General features: G+C 66.7%; 18 protein-coding genes. 12 read left to right on the forward strand and 6 right to left on the reverse strand.

The genetic code is table 11. From position 1 onward, the window contains the following. Positions 1-212 precede the first annotated feature (212 nt). The 3 genes from PT015_RS08125 (at position 213) to PT015_RS08135 (ending at position 3,216) form a co-directional block, all read left to right on the forward strand. Positions 213-1,232: a hypothetical protein gene (locus tag PT015_RS08125; RefSeq protein WP_285190121.1), complete on the forward strand. Its 1,020-nt coding sequence runs from the start codon at positions 213-215 to the stop codon at positions 1,230-1,232. Positions 1,233-1,310: 78 nt separating this feature from the next. Next, positions 1,311-2,930, forward strand: coding sequence for a (2,3-dihydroxybenzoyl)adenylate synthase (locus tag PT015_RS08130; protein WP_285190122.1), 1,620 nt, complete (start codon positions 1,311-1,313; stop codon positions 2,928-2,930). A gap of 100 nt (positions 2,931-3,030) precedes the next feature. After that, a complete protein-coding gene (locus PT015_RS08135) occupies positions 3,031-3,216 on the forward strand; it encodes a hypothetical protein (protein ID WP_285190123.1) in 186 nt (61 codons plus the stop codon). Here the strand turns inward: PT015_RS08135 and PT015_RS08140 are convergent. Continuing rightward, the gene (locus PT015_RS08140; protein ID WP_285190124.1) at positions 3,196-4,119 is read right to left on the reverse strand and encodes an SDR family NAD(P)-dependent oxidoreductase; all 924 of its coding nucleotides are present in this window, start codon (positions 4,117-4,119) and stop codon (positions 3,196-3,198) included. The genes PT015_RS08135 and PT015_RS08140 overlap by 21 nt on opposite strands. A gap of 101 nt (positions 4,120-4,220) precedes the next feature. On the opposite strand from PT015_RS08140, the gene PT015_RS08145 reads away from it, so the two are divergent. Further along, positions 4,221-5,066 carry a helix-turn-helix transcriptional regulator gene (locus PT015_RS08145; protein WP_285190125.1) on the forward strand — a complete coding sequence of 282 codons (846 nt, stop codon included), beginning with the start codon at positions 4,221-4,223 and terminating at the stop codon, positions 5,064-5,066. Here the strand turns inward: PT015_RS08145 and PT015_RS08150 are convergent. The 3 genes from PT015_RS08150 to PT015_RS08160 are packed head-to-tail and all read right to left on the reverse strand — an operon-like array spanning position 5,063 to position 7,697. Next, positions 5,063-5,794 (reverse strand): SDR family NAD(P)-dependent oxidoreductase, encoded by a 732-nt coding sequence (locus tag PT015_RS08150; RefSeq protein ID WP_285190126.1) that lies wholly within the window; start codon positions 5,792-5,794, stop codon positions 5,063-5,065. The two genes, PT015_RS08145 and PT015_RS08150, sit on opposite strands and share 4 nt — an antisense overlap. Beyond that, entirely contained in the window at positions 5,791-6,204 is a 414-nt protein-coding gene (locus PT015_RS08155; RefSeq protein ID WP_285190127.1) for a VOC family protein, read from the reverse strand. The genes PT015_RS08150 and PT015_RS08155 overlap by 4 nt, the downstream gene beginning before the upstream one ends. A 23-nt stretch (positions 6,205-6,227) precedes the next feature. Further along, positions 6,228-7,697, reverse strand: coding sequence for a flavin-containing monooxygenase (locus tag PT015_RS08160; protein WP_285190129.1), 1,470 nt, complete (start codon positions 7,695-7,697; stop codon positions 6,228-6,230). A 126-nt stretch (positions 7,698-7,823) separates the two neighbouring features. Here PT015_RS08160 and PT015_RS08165 point away from each other — a divergent pair, with 126 nt between their 5' ends. The 5 genes from PT015_RS08165 to PT015_RS08185 are packed head-to-tail and all read left to right on the forward strand — an operon-like array spanning position 7,824 to position 13,019. Continuing rightward, positions 7,824-8,807 carry an alpha/beta hydrolase gene (locus PT015_RS08165; protein ID WP_285190130.1) on the forward strand — a complete coding sequence of 328 codons (984 nt, stop codon included), beginning with the start codon at positions 7,824-7,826 and terminating at the stop codon, positions 8,805-8,807. A 2-nt stretch (positions 8,808-8,809) separates the two neighbouring features. Next, a complete protein-coding gene (locus tag PT015_RS08170) occupies positions 8,810-9,655 on the forward strand; it encodes an SDR family NAD(P)-dependent oxidoreductase (protein WP_285190131.1) in 846 nt (281 codons plus the stop codon). A 28-nt stretch (positions 9,656-9,683) separates the two neighbouring features. Then, on the forward strand, positions 9,684-10,604 hold the full coding sequence (locus PT015_RS08175) for a ferritin-like domain-containing protein (RefSeq protein WP_285190132.1): 921 nt from the start codon (positions 9,684-9,686) through the stop codon (positions 10,602-10,604). Continuing rightward, positions 10,601-12,100: a flavin-containing monooxygenase gene (locus PT015_RS08180; RefSeq protein ID WP_285190133.1), complete on the forward strand. Its 1,500-nt coding sequence runs from the start codon at positions 10,601-10,603 to the stop codon at positions 12,098-12,100. The genes PT015_RS08175 and PT015_RS08180 overlap by 4 nt, the downstream gene beginning before the upstream one ends. 4 nt (positions 12,101-12,104) lie before the next feature. Next, entirely contained in the window at positions 12,105-13,019 is a 915-nt protein-coding gene (locus PT015_RS08185) for a MerR family transcriptional regulator (RefSeq protein ID WP_285190134.1), read from the forward strand. Here PT015_RS08185 and PT015_RS08190 read toward each other — a convergent pair. Next, positions 13,016-14,377 carry a salicylate synthase gene (locus PT015_RS08190; protein WP_285190135.1) on the reverse strand — a complete coding sequence of 454 codons (1,362 nt, stop codon included), beginning with the start codon at positions 14,375-14,377 and terminating at the stop codon, positions 13,016-13,018. The genes PT015_RS08185 and PT015_RS08190 overlap by 4 nt on opposite strands. Before the next feature lie 154 nt (positions 14,378-14,531). Between PT015_RS08190 and PT015_RS08195 the strand changes: the two genes are divergently transcribed. Then, entirely contained in the window at positions 14,532-14,744 is a 213-nt protein-coding gene (locus PT015_RS08195; RefSeq protein ID WP_285190136.1) for a hypothetical protein, read from the forward strand. A gap of 36 nt (positions 14,745-14,780) precedes the next feature. Continuing rightward, positions 14,781-16,055 carry an HNH endonuclease gene (locus tag PT015_RS08200; RefSeq protein ID WP_285190137.1) on the forward strand — a complete coding sequence of 425 codons (1,275 nt, stop codon included), beginning with the start codon at positions 14,781-14,783 and terminating at the stop codon, positions 16,053-16,055. A gap of 1 nt (position 16,056) precedes the next feature. On the opposite strand, the gene hemW is transcribed toward PT015_RS08200, so the two are convergent. Further along, positions 16,057-17,229, reverse strand: coding sequence for a radical SAM family heme chaperone HemW (gene hemW / locus PT015_RS08205; RefSeq protein ID WP_285190138.1), 1,173 nt, complete (start codon positions 17,227-17,229; stop codon positions 16,057-16,059). A gap of 163 nt (positions 17,230-17,392) precedes the next feature. Between hemW and PT015_RS24675 the strand changes: the two genes are divergently transcribed. Next, positions 17,393-17,449 (forward strand): hypothetical protein, encoded by a 57-nt coding sequence (locus PT015_RS24675; protein ID WP_350355768.1) that lies wholly within the window; start codon positions 17,393-17,395, stop codon positions 17,447-17,449. Positions 17,450-17,518 lie beyond the last annotated feature (69 nt).

Here is a 17,518-nt window from a genome sequence, read left to right on the forward strand (position 1 = left end):
ACTCCCATCGTCCGATCAAATGACTCACATGCTTCTCATGTGTGAACCGCAAGCTCGGCGCTGAGAGCAGTGCCTATTAGATGTTCATGTGAGCTGAACAGGCGTTTCAAAATGAGGTTAGGTTTACCTATTGTGCCTCAGGTAAATCTTAGGTAGCGTGCCGTTTCGCCTGATCGAGGCCTCACATTTTCTCAGTCATAGAAGGAGACGCCGTGCCTCTTGCTCTTCCGTCCGACTCGAAGTTGGCTCGTGCGAGCCGGCTCGCGATCGCCGGCGCTGCCGTCGTCGGTGCCGGACTGTTCGCGCTGAACGCCCCCACCGTGGCCGGCCCGCTGATTCAGCACCGCGACGTGCAGCTGGTTTCCGGCGAGGTCGACTGGACGACGTTCCTCAGCAACACCGAGGACAGCCTGGCGTCCCTTCAGGAGAACGGTGCGGCCTCGAGCGCTGCGCTCTCCGAAGCGCTCGGGAATGTGTCGGAGCACTTTGGCACCCAGATCAGCAACGCCATCACCGGCTTTGACACCGGCATCAACAACGCGCTGTTCGGCGGCTGGTACGGCGGCGACGACGGCTACGTCTTCGGCCTGTTCGGCGGCCAACCGGTCATCGGCCCGGATGGCGCCACCATGACCGGCAGCCTGCTCTCCGTGCTCTCGAACGATCTGCAGAACGGACAGGCCCAGCTGTTCTACAGCGACTTCAACAACTACACGCTCGAAGTGCTGGACCACACCATGAAGCCGCTGCTGGCCCCTCTGCTCGACGAGACCAGCAAGGGTGTGACCACGCTGTCCATCCCGGTCGAGTTGTCGCAGATCCAAACCAGCCTGCTCGAGACGTTCGGCTCCTACAACGAGCTGAAGGCGGTGGCTGAGACGGTCCTGTCTCCCGAGATCAGTGGCTTCTTCGCGCTGTCCGGCGACTTGGACGCGATCAGCGCGGCGATGACGGCCGGCGACAGCGCGACGGCCATGACCGACCTGAACAACATCGGGTCGGACGTGCTCAACGCCATCATCAACGGCTGGGTGCCGCCGGCGGGCGCCGAGGGAGATCTGTTCCCGGGGCTGATCGGCGCCGGCAGCTTCCTCGACGAGCTGTACACGACGTGGACCACGCAGTTCATCGACGCGTTGGGTTCGCTCGCGACGGAGTCGGCGGCGACGGGCGCTTCCGAGGCCGTGGGAACCTCACTCCCAGACCTGTTCTCGGGGCTGCTCGGGTTCTAAGTAGCTGACCGCTCGGGGCGGGATGGACGTATCGTCGTCCATCCCGCCCTTTGCGTGTCGAGACCATGGAGGCAACAGATGCCGTCGTCCGTCATGGAAGGCTTTGTGCCGTTTCCGCAGGACCGTGCGGAGAGCTACCGGGCCGCCGGCTACTGGGCGGGTCGTCCGCTCGACTCCATCCTCACCGATGCGGCACACCGCTGGCCGAACCGCACCGCGGTGATCGATGCCGACGGCGCACGACGATTGACGTTCGCGGAACTCAACGAGCGCGCCGACCGCGCGGCGGCCGGGTTGACCGAATTGGGTATCCGCGCCGGTGACCGCGCGCTGCTGCAACTGCCGAACAGCAGCGAGTTCGCGGTGGCCTTGTTCGCGCTCCTGCGGGCCGGAGTCATTCCGGTGATGTGTTTGACCGGCCACCGCGCCGTCGAGTTGGGGCACTTCGCCGCGGTGAGCGAGGCGACGGCACTGCTGATTCCCGACACCGCAAGCGGATTCGACTACCGCCCGATGGCCCGCGAATTGGCGCGCGACAATCCCGGGCTCCGCCACGTCATCGTCGACGGCGAACCCGACGAGTTCGCGGGCTGGTCGCAGATCTGCGCGAGTGGCGCGACACCGCCTGAGAATCAACCGGATCCGGAAACCCCCGCGTTGCTGCTGGTCTCGGGCGGTACGACCGGCACACCGAAGCTCATCCCCCGGACTCATAACGACTACGTGTACAACGCGACCGCGAGCGCCGAGCTCTGCGGGCTTACCGCCGACGATGTCTATCTGACGGCTTTGCCTGCGGCGCACAACTTTCCGCTGGCCTGCCCGGGGCTGCTCGGCGCAATGACGGTCGGGGCTACCACCGTGTTCCTGGCCAATCCCAGCCCCGAGTCCGCGTTCGCCGCGATCGCGCGGCACGGTGTCACCGTCACGGCACTTGTTCCGGCGTTGGCCAACTTGTGGGCGCAGGCCACCGAGTGGGAACCGGAGGCGCCAACCTCGTTGCGGCTGTTGCAAGTTGGCGGCGCCAAGCTGGAATCCGATGACGCACAACGGGTCCGCGAGACGCTGACACCGGGCCTGCAGCAGGTATTCGGTATGGCGGAGGGACTACTCAACTACACGCGGCCCGGCGACCCGCCCGAGGTCGTCGACCATACCCAGGGCCGGCCACTGTGCGCCGACGACGAATTGCGCATCGTCGACGACGCGGGCCAACCCGTACCGGTCGGCACCGAGGGTCAACTGCTGGTCCGTGGCCCGTACACCTTCAACGGCTACTTCCGCGCCGACGAGGCCAACGCAACCTCCTTCGATCCCCGCGGCTTCTACCGCAGCGGCGACCTGGTTCGGGAGCATCCAGGCGGAAACTTAGAGGTCACCGGCCGGGTGAAGGACGTGATCCACCGCGGCGGCGAGACCATTCCCGCGGCCGACCTGGAGGAACATCTGCGCAGCCATCCGGCGATCTCGTCGGCGGCAGCGGTGCCGCTGCCCGACCCGTACCTGGGCGAGAAGATCTGCGCGGCCGTCATCTTCTCCGGTAGCCCGGTGACGTTGACGGAGCTGAACGCCTACCTCGACGAGCGCGGGGTAGCCCGGCACGCGCGACCTGACGTGCTGAGCGTCATGACCACCCTGCCGACCACACCGGTCGGCAAGGTCGACAAGAAGGCGATAGCCAGGCAATTACAGTCTTAAGATTCGCCGGCGAATTCATGGAGTTGCGACAGAGATTCTTTACCTTTCGCACTTAATCTCAATCTCAGCGTTATTTATCGCAATGCGATGAGGTGGAGAGATGGCAGTGAGTGTTGACAGCATGTCGCCCGCGGCAACCGGCCGTACCGAGGCGAAGCGGTCAGTCATGTCGATCGCGTTCTCGGTGCTCGCCACCGGCGCGACGATTTTCGGCGCGGGTGCCGCGCTGGCGTCTCCGTCCAGCGTGAGTCCCGGCGACGGCCTCTTAGCGTTCCACGTCGAGTAATTCGGCAGTAGCGCTCCACAGCCGCGACTCGCGAGCCGGGTCGCTGGCGAACTTCTTTACTTCTCTCTCTTGATTCTTGACGACGAAAGCACCGCGTCTTAAGTGCGCCCACCGGTCGTCAAGAACGACCGATGCCAGCATCGGCCCGGACTTCGCCGGCGACGAAACGCCGGGAATACGTTCGATCACCCGACCGATCCCTTGCACGGCAGCGCCATGTCCCCTGCTCAGGCCGGTGCCCGGCATGAAGCCCGGCTCGAACACCACCACGTTGACGCCCGATGGCGCGCGACGCTGCAGTTCGTGCGCGTAGTAGAGGATCGCCAGCTTGGAGTTTGAGTAGGCGGTGCCGGCGCTCTCCAACGTCGCGGCGTCGCCGGCCGGAGTCGGCCGGGCCAGCTCGAACGGATCCCGCCAGGCCGCCGGTGCGACGCGCAGCATGCGACGAAAGACGTTCTGGTGGTAGGTGTTCGACCCCAGCAGGACGATGCGGGCCGGTGTGAACAGCGAATTGAGCAGATCGCCGATGAGCTGAGCATGCGCGAGATAGTTGACCGCAAAAGTCAGTTCGTAGCCGTCGGCCGAGGCGCAGTGCGTGTCGACCACCGAGACGCCGGCGTTGGCGACGATCGCCCGCAAAGGGCGTAGCTCCCTCTCGATGATCGTGTCCGCAATCCGCCGTCCTGCGGCGCGGACATCGGCGAGGCAGGCCAGGTCGCAGCCGACCTCGCACACCGTCGCACCGACCGCGCGCGCTTCGTCGGCGACCTCGACGAGACTCCGTCCGGGTCGGCCGACCAGCACCAGATCGGGGCGCTGCTCCGCAGCTCGATTGGCGATAGCCAGTGTCGCGGCCTTGCCCAGGCCGCCGGTCGGCCCGGTGATCAGTACGGTTCCGTTCATGCGCCCAGGGTGGACCGGTTCGCACAGCTCAGGCAGTCGTCCGGGTGTCGTAGGACTGCCAGGGCCAGGACAAACCCGGGCCGTTGACGCACAGTGGAGGCATGGATCCGTGGGAATTCGGGCGGGCGGTGCGCGGGTGGCGTGATCGCGTGACGCCGTCCGCGGTCGGCATCCCGGTCGGCACGCGGCGGCGCGCGACCGGCCTGCGCCGCGAGGAACTGGCCGGGTTGGCCGGAATTTCGGTCGACTACCTGACCCGCCTCGAGCAGGGCCGGGCCACCTCACCGTCGGTCCAGGTCGTCGAGGCGCTGGCCCGCGCGTTGCGGGTGTCCGACGCCGAGCGCGACCTGCTGTTCCGACTAGCCGGCCATGCGACGCCCGGGCTCGACGCGGTTTCCTCGCGCATCACGCCCAGCGTGCAGCGAATGCTCGATCGGCTCGCCGGAGTCCCCGTCGCCGTCTACGACGCCACCTGGACGCTGATCGTCGCCAATGCGCCCTACGACGCGCTGATGGGTCCAACCACGAGTTGGCAGGGCATCGAACGCAACAGCGTGTGGCGGCATCTCGTCGGGCCGGGCAGCCGCGCAATGAACACCCCGCAGCAGAAGCGCGAGTTCGAGGCCGGCCTGGTCGCCGACCTTCGCCTGACCGCGGCCCGCTACCCGAACGACCCGCGGCTCAGACAGCTGATCCGCGAGATCGCTGGCCAGAGCCCACGATTCGAAGAGCTCTGGGAGTCCGGCGCTCCCGTGCCGCACCAGGACGTCGGTCGACACAAGGTCATCGACCATCCCGACGTCGGGCATATCACGCTGGACTGCGACACCCTCGTCGTCGCCGCCAACGATCTGCGCATCATGATCTATACGGCCGAACCCGACACCGAGGACGCCGAAAAATTAGCGCTGGCAATCATTCTCGGCACGCAGTCGCTGGTCGACTAGCGGCGTTTGGCGCGTAGCCGTTGCACCTGGCCGTAGGTGTCGATCGGGCTCTGCAGGGCAAGGCCGCCATCGGCCAACACGGTTTGCCCTGTCACCCAGCTCATTTCGAGCACCCCGACGACCGTTTCGGCAACGTCGCCCGCTTCCCCGACGCGCCCGAGCGCCGTCCGCTCGCTCAGGGCGTCCAGCCAACCGGGCAGCTGCTCGGCGCCGGCCAGCATCGGCGTTCGGGTGACGCCGGGCCCGACCGCGTTGACCCGGATCGCGTGCGGCCCCCATTCACTCGCGGCCACGCGGATGAGCATGTCGACCCCGGCTTTGGAGACGCAGTACGCGCCCATGTCGCGGTCGGCGACCGTCCCGCTGATGCTGGACACCGCCACGATCGATCCGCCGCTGCCGTTGTCGATCATCGCCTGCGCGACCGCGCGCATGGTCAGCCAGGTGCCGGTGAGATTGACGTCGATGACCCGCTTCCAGTCGGCCGGAGCCTGCGCGAGCAACATGCCGGAGGCGCCCATGGCCGCGCAAGCTACCAACCGGTCGGGTACCCCCGCCCGCGCCAGCGTCTGCTCCAGCGCCGCGCCCACAGCCACGGGATCGCTGATGTCGCAGTCGATGTCGCCCCCACGCAGATCCCAGGTGACGACTTCGTGACCGGCCGCGCGGAGAAGGTCCGCGGTCGCGGCACCGATGCCCGACGCACCGCCCGTCACTATGGCGCTCATCGGGCCGGTCCGATCAGTTCGACGCGAACGCCGTCCGGGGCGGTGATTACGGCCATATCCACACGCTTTCCCCGCGGTGCGGGCACGTCGATCTGCCGGACCCCCTCGGTGAATCCCAACTCGGCCAAACGTTCCAATGTCGGCGCGACGTCGCGGCTCAGTGACACGAGAAAGAATCCGGTGGCGGGGCCGACGCCCGTCTCGGCCGCGGGTTTTGGATCGTCGAACACGACGAGCTCGATGATTCCGGTCTCGAGCACGTCTGGATCGCCGAGAAAGATCGACCGGAGCGTGTCGGTCTTGGCGTCGAACAGGGTTGGCCAGTCACCGCGAAATTCGTGGTCGAAGATGATGCTCAGACCCAACCCGTCCCGCCAGAACCGCAGCGCGCGTTCGACATCGGTGGTCACGACAGCAGTGTGATGAATTCCGTTCATGCTTCACCAGCCTTTGCGTAGGTATCGAACACGTCGAGATCCACGGCCGCGAGCCGCTGCGCGAAGGCCGCGCCGCTGTACGGATATTGAGTCACCATCTTGCCGCTGGGATGGCGAAAGTAGTTGCTGCAGTTGGCCGCCCACACGGTGGTGTCGAGCGCCACCTGGATCTCGGCGTTGAACTCGTCATGCGGACCGCGTTTGACGTCCACCGCGGCGATCTCCTCCCGGCTCATGGTGTCGAGCAGCCGGCGCACGAATTCGGCTTGCGCTTCCAGGATGTAGATCATCGAGGTGATCCCGTTGGTGTTCGGTCCGTACAGCGTGAACAGGTTGGGGTAGCCCGGTATTGCGGTGCCCAGGTAGGCCTCGGCACCGTCGGACCACTCGTCGTGCAGCCGCCGGCCGCCGCGGCCGTACACCTCCAGGCTGCTCAGGTAATCCGCAGCCTTGAAGCCGGTTCCGAAGATCACGGTGTCGACCGGATGCTCGACGCCGTCGGCCGTGCGCAGCCCGTGTGCGGTGAACTCAACGATCGGCGAGGTCTCCAGCGTGACATTCGGCAGCGCGAACACCGGAAACCAGGTCTTGGACTGCAGCGGCCGCTTGCAGCCAACGGGGTAGTCGGGCAACAACTTCGACCGCAGCTCGGGATCCTGGACCTTCTTCATCAGGTAGCCGTGGGACATGTCGGTCAGCATCTTGGTCATGTCGGACTCGACGTCGAAGTCGGCCACCTCGTACTGCTGGAAGGCCGCGTCTCGGACCTTGAGCGCTTCGGCCGGATCGCTGGCGAACAGCGCCTGCTGTTCCGGGGTGAACGGATCGTCGAACCGCGGCGCAACCCAGATCGGCGTGCGCTGGAAGACGGTCAGGTGCGCAGTGTCCGCGGCGATCGCGGGGACGTACTGCACGGCGCTGGCACCCGTCCCGATCGACGCGACGCGCTCCCCCGCGGTCGACGTCGAGTGGTCCCATTGCGACGAGTGAAAAACCCTGCCGGAGAATCGTTCCCGACCTGGAATGGCGGGGATGTTCGGCACGTCGAGCATGCCGACGGCGCTGACGACGACGTCGACGACGTGCCGCTCTCCCTCGTCCGTCTCGATCGTCCACGCCGAGTCGGCGTCCGACCAGTGCACCGCGCTGACGATGGTGTTGGCCCGCAGGTGCTTGCCGAGGCCGTTCTGGTCTGCGACCTGCTCCAGGTAGGCGAGGATCTCGGGCTGGTTCGCGTAGGTCTTGCTCCAGTACGGATTCAGCGCGAACGAGAACGAGTAGAAGTGCGACGGCACATCGCACGCCGCGCCCGGGTAGGTGTTGTTGCGCCACGTTCCACCGAAGCCGTCGCCCCGTTCGAAGATGGTGAAGTCGTAGCCGCCTTCGGCCAGCTGAATGCCCATCGCGATGCCACCGGGACCGGCGCCGATCACGCCGACCCGCGGCGTCCCACCCGGCGCGGCCATACCCAGGAATGTTACATACGCGCCGTCATATGTAAACACCGTCGGCCGCGCCGGATTTACCTCCTGCGACACGCCGCGGCAACGTTGCCATTGACGAATGTCACCATTTTGTGTTGACTCTTCCGCATGACGGAGTCAATGCCGACTCGCGGATCGCTGCGATCGCGTTCGGCCGCGCTGGTGAGCATGGCGACATTGCGACAGGTCAGCGCGGTGCTGCCGCCCGAGCGAGCCTGGGGTTTGTGGGCGTCGCGACGGATCATCGCCGGCATCATGGATGCCTTCGGACCTTCACTGGCCGGGACCCACATCGAGCACATCGACGTGCATCACGATGGGCGTCGCGTGGTCGGTGAGTGGGTGCGCGCCCCCGGCGTCTCGACGCGCCGGGGCGCCATCTACTTCGTGCACGGCAGCGGCTTCGCGTTGTGCTCGCCGCGCACCCATCGCCGCCTTACGGCCTGGCTCTCTCGTCTGACCGGACTTCCCGTCTTCACCATCGACTACCGGCTTGCACCGCGCTACCGCTTCCCCACCGCCGCCGACGACGTCCGGGCGGGCTGGGACTGGCTGACCGCGCAGGTGCCCGCGGAAAGCGTTGTGATCGCCGGGGATTCGGCGGGCGGACATCTGTCGGTGGATCTACTGTTGCAGCCCGACGTGGCCGCGCGTGGCCCGGCGGCGCTGGTGCTGTTCTCCCCGCTGATCGACCTGACTCTCGAACTTGCCCGTGCGCGTGAGGAACTGCGCCGCGACCCGGCCATCCGTGCCGCCGACGCCGCCCGTCTGGTTCGGCTCTACAGCAGGGGCGTCGACCCCACCCATCCGCGGCTCAGGCTCGACATCGCCGGTGGAGCGCCGCTGCCACCCACGCTCATCCAGGCCGGCGGCGGCGAATTCCTGCTCGCCGACTCGCGTCACCTGGCCACCGACATTCGTGCCGCGGGGGGCCGCTGCACGTTGCAGGTATGGCCGGACCAAGTACACGTGTTCCAGGCACTGCCGCGGTTGACCCCCGAGGCTGCGAAGGCGATGAAGCACGTCGCGCGATTCATCGCCGACACGTTGCACGACAACACCATTGAGAGCGTCACAGGAAAGGCGGGCTGAGCATGATCGGGCCGTTCGGTAGATCACCCAAGGTGAGCCACCACGCGCGTGCGGTGGTCACCGGCGCCGGCAGTGGGATCGGCGCCGCGTTCGCGATCGAACTTGCAAAGCGCGGCGGCCGGGTGGTGTGCAGCGATATCGACGAGGTCGCGGCTAAGCGCACTGTCACGGCCATCACCGACCGTGGCGGCGAGGCCGTCGCCATCGCCTGCGACGTCACGCAATTCGACGCGGTCCAGGATCTCGCCACGCAATCGCAGTCGTGGTTCGGTGCCGCACCGACGCTCGTGATCAACAACGCGGGCGTCGGATCCGGCGGGGCCCCGATCGGCGAACTCCCCCTTGATGATTGGCACTGGGTGCTGGGCATCAATCTGTGGGGGCCAATTCACGGCTCGCATGTGTTCGCACCCATCCTGCGTAACGGTGAGTCCGATGTGCCGCGCGGAATAATCAACGTCGCCTCCGCGGCCGCCTTCGGCGCGGCTCCCGGCATGGGCGCCTACAACGTCAGCAAGGCCGGCGTGCTGATGCTGTCGGAGACGCTGGCGGCCGAAATGTCCGGAACCGGAGTCAAAGTCACCGTGCTGTGCCCGACCTTCGTCAAGACCAACATCGTCGAGGCCGGCCGCATCCCGGACAGCACGACTCAACTCGCGAACAAGATCATGCGCTGGACCGGCCTGTCGCCGGAGAAGGTCGCGAAGACCTGCCTGGACACCAACGACCGCGGCGACCTGTACTGCATGCCGCAGATCGAAGCCAAGATCGGCTGGAACGTCAAACGTCTGGTTCCCGGCACGTTCACCCGCGGGATGGGCCTCGTCGGCCGCATCGCCCCGCTCTGAGATACACCCAGTAAGAGGAGGATCACCGATGGCTATCGACATGGATCAGATGCTGGCCAAGATCAAGGACCGGCAGTGGGCCCTGGCCGATATCGACTGGGACGCACCGGGTGCGGAGATGATCACCGACGAGCAGCGACCGCAGCTCAAGGCGTTCATGGCCGACCTGTGCTGGATCGAGAACATCGGCGCCCGCGGCTTCGCGGCGCTGGCGAAGAAGGCGCCCACGCCGACCATCGGTGAGATCTACCGCTACTTCCACGCCGAAGAGCAGCGCCACGCCAATGCCGAACTGGCGCTGATGAAGCGCTGGGGCATGCTCGAGGACGGCGAGGTTCCCGAGCCCAACGTCAACATCCGGCTGGCCATCGACTGGCTGGACCGCTGGGCCGACGACATGCCTCTGTCGCTGTTGGGCACCGTGATTCCGATGCTCGAGGTCGCACTGGACGGTGCACTGCTCAAATTCCTGCTCGACGAGGTCAGCGACCCGGTCTGTCACCAGGTGTTCGAGAAGATCAACAACGACGAATCACGGCACCTGGTCGTAGATTTCGAGGTCCTCGATTTGATCGGTCACGCGAAGGTCCGCCGGATGCTGATCGACTTCGTCGGCCGCAACGCCACGCCGGGTCTGATCATCGGTGCCGTCATGGGCGCACCGCTGATCAACCGGATCGCCAACGAGATCAGCGCGATGGGTATGGAACCCGAGCGGCTGTACAAGGCGGTCAAGCGATTCAAGGAACTCGGCGACCGCGGCGCGCACACCAACCGCGTGCCGACGTACCGGTTCCTGCGGCGCTACGCGGGTGTCGTCACCAACCCCCGCCACCCGTACCATTTGCTGGCCAATTCGATGGTCTGGCTGTCCGACCGGTACCCGCGCCCGCTGCTGCCCTCGGTGCCCAGCTGGGTTCGCGAAGTCACCCACGAGCCGGCGGCATGACCATGGCGAGAACACAGACCCACGACACTCTCATCGTCGGAGCCGGATTCAGCGGGCTCGGCGCCGCCATCAAGCTGGCCCAGGCCGGCGTCAAGGACGTCGTCATCGTGGAGCGCAGCGATCGGGTCGGCGGAACGTGGCGCGACACCAGTTATCCCGGTGCCAGCTGCGACATCCCGTCGCTGCTGTACTCGTTCTCGTTCGTCAAGAACCCGACCTGGTCGCGCACCTATTCGCCGGCCGACGAGATCCGCAACCATCTCGAGGAGATGGCCAACCGCTTCGACATCCGTCGCCAGATTCAGTTCGGCCAAGAAGTCACCGGGCTGTCGTTCGACGAGACCGCCGGAGTCTGGACCGCAAGCACGCCCGGCCGCAAGCGTTTTCGTGCGCGCACGGTGATCCTGGCGTCCGGGCCGCTGCCCGACTCCAGCTTCCCCGATATCCGGGGCATCGACACCTACGAGGGCCACAAGATCCATAGCGCCCGGTGGGACAAGGACTACGACTTCACCGGCAAGCGCGTCGGCGTGATCGGCACCGGCGCCAGCGCGATCCAGATCATTCCCGAACTGGTCAAGCAGGCCGAATTCGTGAAGGTGTACCAGCGCACGCCGGGCTGGGTGCTCCCCCGCCTGGACGTCGCGACACCGCCCGCGGTTCAGGCGGCGTTCGCCAAAGTCCCTGCGGTGCAACAGCTTGCGCGTCAGGCGCTGTTCTGGGGGCATGAGGCGAGCGCGACGGCGCTGGTGTGGGACACTCCGCTGACGTCGCTGGTCGCCCGGCTGGGCAAGATGCACCTGCGCCGCCAGGTCAAGGACCCGTGGCTGCGGCGCCAACTGACGCCGGACTTCACCCCCGGCTGCAAGCGGATGCTGGTCTCCAGCGACTACTACCCCGCCCTGCAGCGCGACAACTGCAAGCTGATCGACTGGCCGATCGCGACGATGAGCCCGGTGGGCCTGCGCACCAGCGACGGCATCGAGCACCACCTGGACTGCATCGTCTTCGCCACCGGCTACGACGTGCATCTGACCGGCCCGCCATTCCCAGTGACCGGCCTGGGCGGTCGGTCGCTGAGCACCGAATGGATCGATGGCGCACAGGCTTACAAGAGCGCAAGTGCGCACGGCTACCCGAATCTGTTCTTCATGACCGGTCCGAACTCCGGCCCCGGGCACAACTCGCTGCTGGTCTACATCGAAGGCCAACTCGACTACGCGGTGCGCGGCATCACCACGATTCTGGACGGCGACCTGCGCTACCTCGATGTCCGCCAAGATGTGCAGCAGCGTTATAACGAGCGTATCCAGCAGCGGCTCACCAAGACGACCTGGATGTCGGGATGCAGCAGTTGGTATCTGACCAAGGACGGGCGCAACGTGTCGATGTACCCGGGATTCGCGACGCAGTATCTTCGACAGATGCGCGATTTCCAGTACGCCGACTACGACGCGGTCGAGCACGCCGCCGTACGTGTGAGTTCGTCCGCCTGAGCCGATGACGCCCGACCGACCGCCCCGCGCCGAAACCGGCACCATCGCCGGTGTTTTGGCGAACCTGCGGCGTGCGCCCAAGCGGGTGCGCCGCCAGTCGAGGGAGGTCATCGAGAACGCCGTGTCGCAGTTGTTCGATGCGGCGGTCCGGTACCCGCATGGCGCGCCGGGCTCCGGGGAGTACCGCATCGAGGACCTGGCCCGGCTGGCCAGCACCACGACGCGCAACATCCGGGTCTACCGTGACCGCGGCCTGCTACCACCCCCGCTGCGGGTCGGGCGCGTCGCGCTGTTCAACGACACCCACCTGACCCGGTTGCGACTCATCACATCGATGCTGGACCGCGGCTACAACATCGCGCATGTGCGGGAAATGCTCAGCGCCTGGGAGGAGGGCAAGGACCTCGGCGACGTGCTCGGGCTCGAGACGGCCATCGCGGGCAGCTGGACGAGTGAGCGATCGCAGAATGTATCGCTGACCGAGGCGAAGCGACTGGTCAACGACGACAAGGCTTTCCAGCGCCTGGTCGACCTGCATGTGATCCGCATCGACGACGAGCAGGCCACCATCACCCGACCGAAGTTGATCGAGGCTTTCAACGAAGTTCGCGGTTACGGCATGAGCATGGACACGCTCGTCGATCTGCACGAGCACATCTCCCCGCTGGTCGACCAGATCAGCGAGATGCTGGTCCGCGCCGGAGCCGAACACGTCCGCGACCGGATCAAGCCCGGTGAGGCACTGCCCGCCGACACCGAGATCGCCGAGCTGATCACGATGCTGGTCCGCTTCCGCACCCAGGCGGTGGCGTCGGTGACGGCCACCCTGGCGTCGTCCATCGAAACGACGATCGAGTCGTTGGTCGCGCAGATCCTGGGCGAATACCTGGAGCGGACACCCGAAGCCGAAACCGGCTAGGGGTTGTCGCGGCGCGCCACCAAGTACGGCGCAAGAGTCGCCAGCTTCTCGCAGGTCTCTTCGAATTCACGATCGGGATCCGACGCGGCGATGATGCCCGCGCCGGCCCGCAGCCAGGTGCGGCCGTCGCGTTCGTACACCGTACGCAGCGTCAGCGCGGCATCGAGTCCGCCGTCGGCCGTAAATCGCACCACCGCACCGGAATACAGTTCGCGAGGACTCTCGTCGAGACGCAGGATGGCGTCGACGCTGGCCGCCTTCGGGATGCCCGAGGCAGTGATCGCGGGGAACAGCGTCTCGAGCGCGTCCATTCGATCCTTGGACGCCTGCAGCCGACCGGTGACCGTCGAGCCGAGGTGCTGCACGCTGCCGCGCTCACGAACGGTCATGAAGTCCACCACCGCGGACGTCCCCGGCACCGCGACCTCATCGATCTCCTGCACCGAGCTGCGCACCGACATCGCGTGCTCGACAATCTCTTTGGTGTTGGACTCGAGGTCGTCGCGGGCCTCGCGGTCGAGTACCTCGCCACGGCCCAGGGCTCGGGTGCCGGCGAGCGGCTCGGTCACCACCACACCGTCGTCGTGCACCGCGGCCACCAATTCGGGGCTGTAGCCCAACGCGCGAAACCCACCGAGGTGCAACAGGAATGAGCGGGCCGGCGTGTTGTGCCGACGCCCCACCCGATAGGTCGCCGGGAAGTCGAGCGCGAAAGGCACTGTGACGCAACGGGACAGGATCACCTTGTGGTAGTCGCCGGCGTTGATCTCGTCGATCGCGGTGGCGACGCGGGTCCGGTAGCCCGAGGCGTCGACGGCCACATCGACTCCGGATGGCTTGGGAGCCTGCGGAAGTCCCGCACTGAGTAAACGGCTGACGCCGTCGACGTGACGATCCTCGGCACCGATCAGGGACACAGCGTCGGCACCGACGACGATCCGGGTGCGCGGCCAGAAGACCCGCGCCAGCGGGGCCTGCGGCGCCAACCGCTCCTGCAATCCGAATCGGTAGGCGCCGAACTCGAAGGCGATCCAGCCGAACGCCTCGTCGGTCTCCAGCAGTACGCGGTCGACGGCCTCACCGAGGACCGGGCCCGGGCGACCAGTCCAGGTCTGCCGCTGCGTCACGCCGTCCTGGATGATGCGCAACTCGTCGCGGTCCAACTCGATGATCGCCAGCGCACCGACGGCCAGCACCCACTGGTCGTCGTGTTCGTAGAGCAGATATTCGTCGCCGTCGACTTCGGCGATGGCGGCGACCAATTCGGCCGCCAGGTCCGCCGGAGCAACGCCGGCCGGCAGCGGAAACGACACCGAGGCGGCGCCAGCCGGAGTGGGATCGACGCCAACTTGGGTCACGGTTAGTAAATGTAGCCTAACCTATTAACTGGCGGTCAACTCCGTGGAGTGAATGCCGTCACTCCAAGCACCGATGCCATTGTCATGCGTCGTTTCCGTGCCGTTTACGACCCCGCCCCACAATGATCGCCACCCCCGATGAGAGGACATCATTGTGTTCGTTATCCGCCTGCATGACGGCGAAGAGATCCGCGCGTCCGACAACGACAAGCTGACCGTCAACGAACACACCGGCGTGCTCAGCGTGCACCGGGTCGACGGCTTCGAAGAGGTCACCACGCACTACTCGCCTTCGGCCTGGTCCTCGGTCACGCACCGCATCAAGGAACCCGTTGTGCGGCGTCCGGTTGGGGCCAACGCCAAGTAAGCATTTTTGTCGGCAGGACTCGCTACAATCGAATGTATGTTCGAATCCTTGTCGCGGATCGACCCTGCTGCCGACGAGTCCGCGCTGGTAGAGCGCATTGCCGAGCTCGAGCGGATCAAGGCGTTCGCTGCCGCCGGGCAGGCGCGGGCGGCGGCACAGCTCGACGCCGTTCGCCGCTGCGCTGAGGCTGCGGCGGGCATCCCATCGGCGAGGCGCGGCCGCGGCGTCGCGAGCGAGGTCGCGCTGGCCCGGCGAGACTCGCCGGCTCGAGGCAGTCGACATCTCGGCTTCGCCAAGGCCCTGGTGCACGAGATGCCTCACACGCTGGCGGTGCTCGAGGCCGGGTTGCTGTCCGAATGGCGAGCCACTCTCATCGTGCGGGAGAGCGCCTGTCTGGACGTCGATGACCGGCGGGCCCTCGATGCTGAAATGTGCGCCGATCCGGGCGCGCTGGAGGGGATGGGCGACGCACGGATTGCGGCAGCCGCCAAAGCCATTGCCTATCGGCTCGACCCGCACGCGGTCGTCGACCGAGCCGCCAGAGCCGAGACCGAGCGTACGGTGACCATCCGGCCCGCGCCCGACACCATGGCGTATGTGACTACCCTGCTCCCTGTCGCGCAAGGTGTCTCGGTGTACGCGGCCTTGCGTCGCACGGCCGACACGACCTTCGACGGCCGATCCCGCGGCCAGGTCATGGCCGACACGCTCGTCGAACGGGTGACCGGCCGTAGCGCGGCGACGCCGGCACCGATTGCGGTCAACCTGGTCCTCACGGACAGCACGCTGCTGGGCGGTGACACGGAACCGGCGAATGTCGTTGGCTACGGCCCGATCCCGGCCGACGTGGCGCGCGGGCTGGTCTCGGCCGCCGTCGGCGACTCCGCGTCCCGTGCGACGCTGCGGCGACTGTACGCGCACCCCCGATCCGGCGCGCTGGTGGCGATGGAATCTCGGGCCCGCATCTTCCCAACCGGGCTGGCGGCCTTCATCGGGTTGCGGGACGAACGATGTCGAACCCCGTACTGCGACGCCCCGATCCGGCATCGCGACCACGCCACGCCGCACGCTCGCGGGGGTGCCACCTCGGCAGTCAACGGGCTCGGCGACTGTGAGCGCTGCAACTACGTAAAAGAGGCCGCCGGTTGGCTAGTGCGTACGGAGGTCGACGAAACAGGCAGGCACACAGCCGAATACATCACTCCGACCGGTGCGCGCCATCGATCGGCGGCGCCGCCGCGTGCACCGGCCATCGTGGTCAGTGAGCTCGAGGTCAGCGTTGGCATCGCGCTGGCGCGGCACGCCGCCTGACTCAACCCAGCAGGTTGCGCACGACGCCGTCGGCCAGTAACCGGCCGCGGTCGGTGAGCACCAACCGGTCGCCCTCACGGATCAGCAGGCCGTCGTCCACGGCGACGTCCGCGCGCCCGCGTTCGGCATCATCGAGCAGTTCGACGGGCAGACCCTGGCGCAGCCGGATGCGCAACAGCACGTCCTCGGTGTGCCGGGTGTCGGCATCCAGCTGCTCGAAGTCGGCCACCGGTACCACCGCTCGGTCGAGGAGCTGCGCATAGGTGTTGGGATGCTTGACATTCCACCACCGAGTCGACCCGACGAAGCTGTGCGCACCCGGCCCCGCGCCCCACCACTGACCGCCGTTCCAGTAGCCGAGATTGTGCCGACACTGTCCGCCCGGCCGGCTCCAGTTGGAAACCTCGTACCAATCCAGGCCGGCCTGCGACAGCCGATCGTCGAGCAGCTCGTAGCGCCGCGCCAGCACGTCGTCGTCGGGAGCGGCCAATTCGCCGCTGCGCACCCGGCGAGCGAGCGCGGTGCCGTCCTCGACGACCAGGGCGTAGGCGGACACGTGGTCGACGCCGGTGTCGATCGCCGTCTCGACCGACCACAGCAGGTCGTCGTCGGACTCCCCCGGTGTGCCGTAGATCAGGTCGAGGCTGACGTGGTCGAATCCCTCGGCGAGCGCCTCGCGGGCCGCCGCCGCCGAACGGTTCGGGGTGTGGATCCGGTCGAGCACGCCCAGCACATGCGGCGCCACCGACTGCATGCCCAGCGACACTCGGGTGCAGCCGGCCGCGCGGGCCGCGGCGAAGAAGTCCGGCCACGCCGACTCGGGATTGGCCTCGGTGGTGACCTCCGCGTCGGCGGCCAGCGCGAAGTTGTCCCGCACCGACTTCATCACCTGGGTCAGCCGGTCCGGGCCCAGCAGCGACGGCGTCCCGCCGCCGATGAAGACGGTCTGCACCGCGGGCCCGCCCAGGGTGGCCGCGGCCAGTTCGAGTTCGGCGGCCAGGTTCTGCAGCCAGGCGTCGGGATTGACGCCGCCCAGTTCGGCCGGCGTGTAGGTGTTGAAGTCGCAGTAGCCGCAGCGGGTGAAGCAGAACGGCACGTGCACGTAGATGCCGAATGGACCGTCTGGGTTCAACTGCAGGTCAGGGAGCTCGACCGGCGAAATGGATGCCGTCACGTCTTCCTAATATCCCGGAGTTCGCGCCCAACCTCCACTGCTGTCACGTTCGGAGTTTCGCTCACTGTGAGCGGAAGTCGCCCCTGGTAGCGGCCCTAGGTCAGATCCGTGGCACAATGGTCGGGTGACCGTTGCCCACCACAGCCAAGTTCGTATCCCATTGGTGGCGCGCCGTCATGTCGACTTCAAGCGTGTATGCAGCTGTCGCTGTCTGGCTTGATCTCGTAGACCCGCCCACCTGCACTTCAGCTGGCTTCCGGATCTGCGCCGCCGGTACAGCCTCCGGTGG

The organism is Candidatus Mycobacterium wuenschmannii (assembly GCF_030252325.1).
Classification (GTDB): domain Bacteria; phylum Actinomycetota; class Actinomycetes; order Mycobacteriales; family Mycobacteriaceae; genus Mycobacterium; species Mycobacterium wuenschmannii.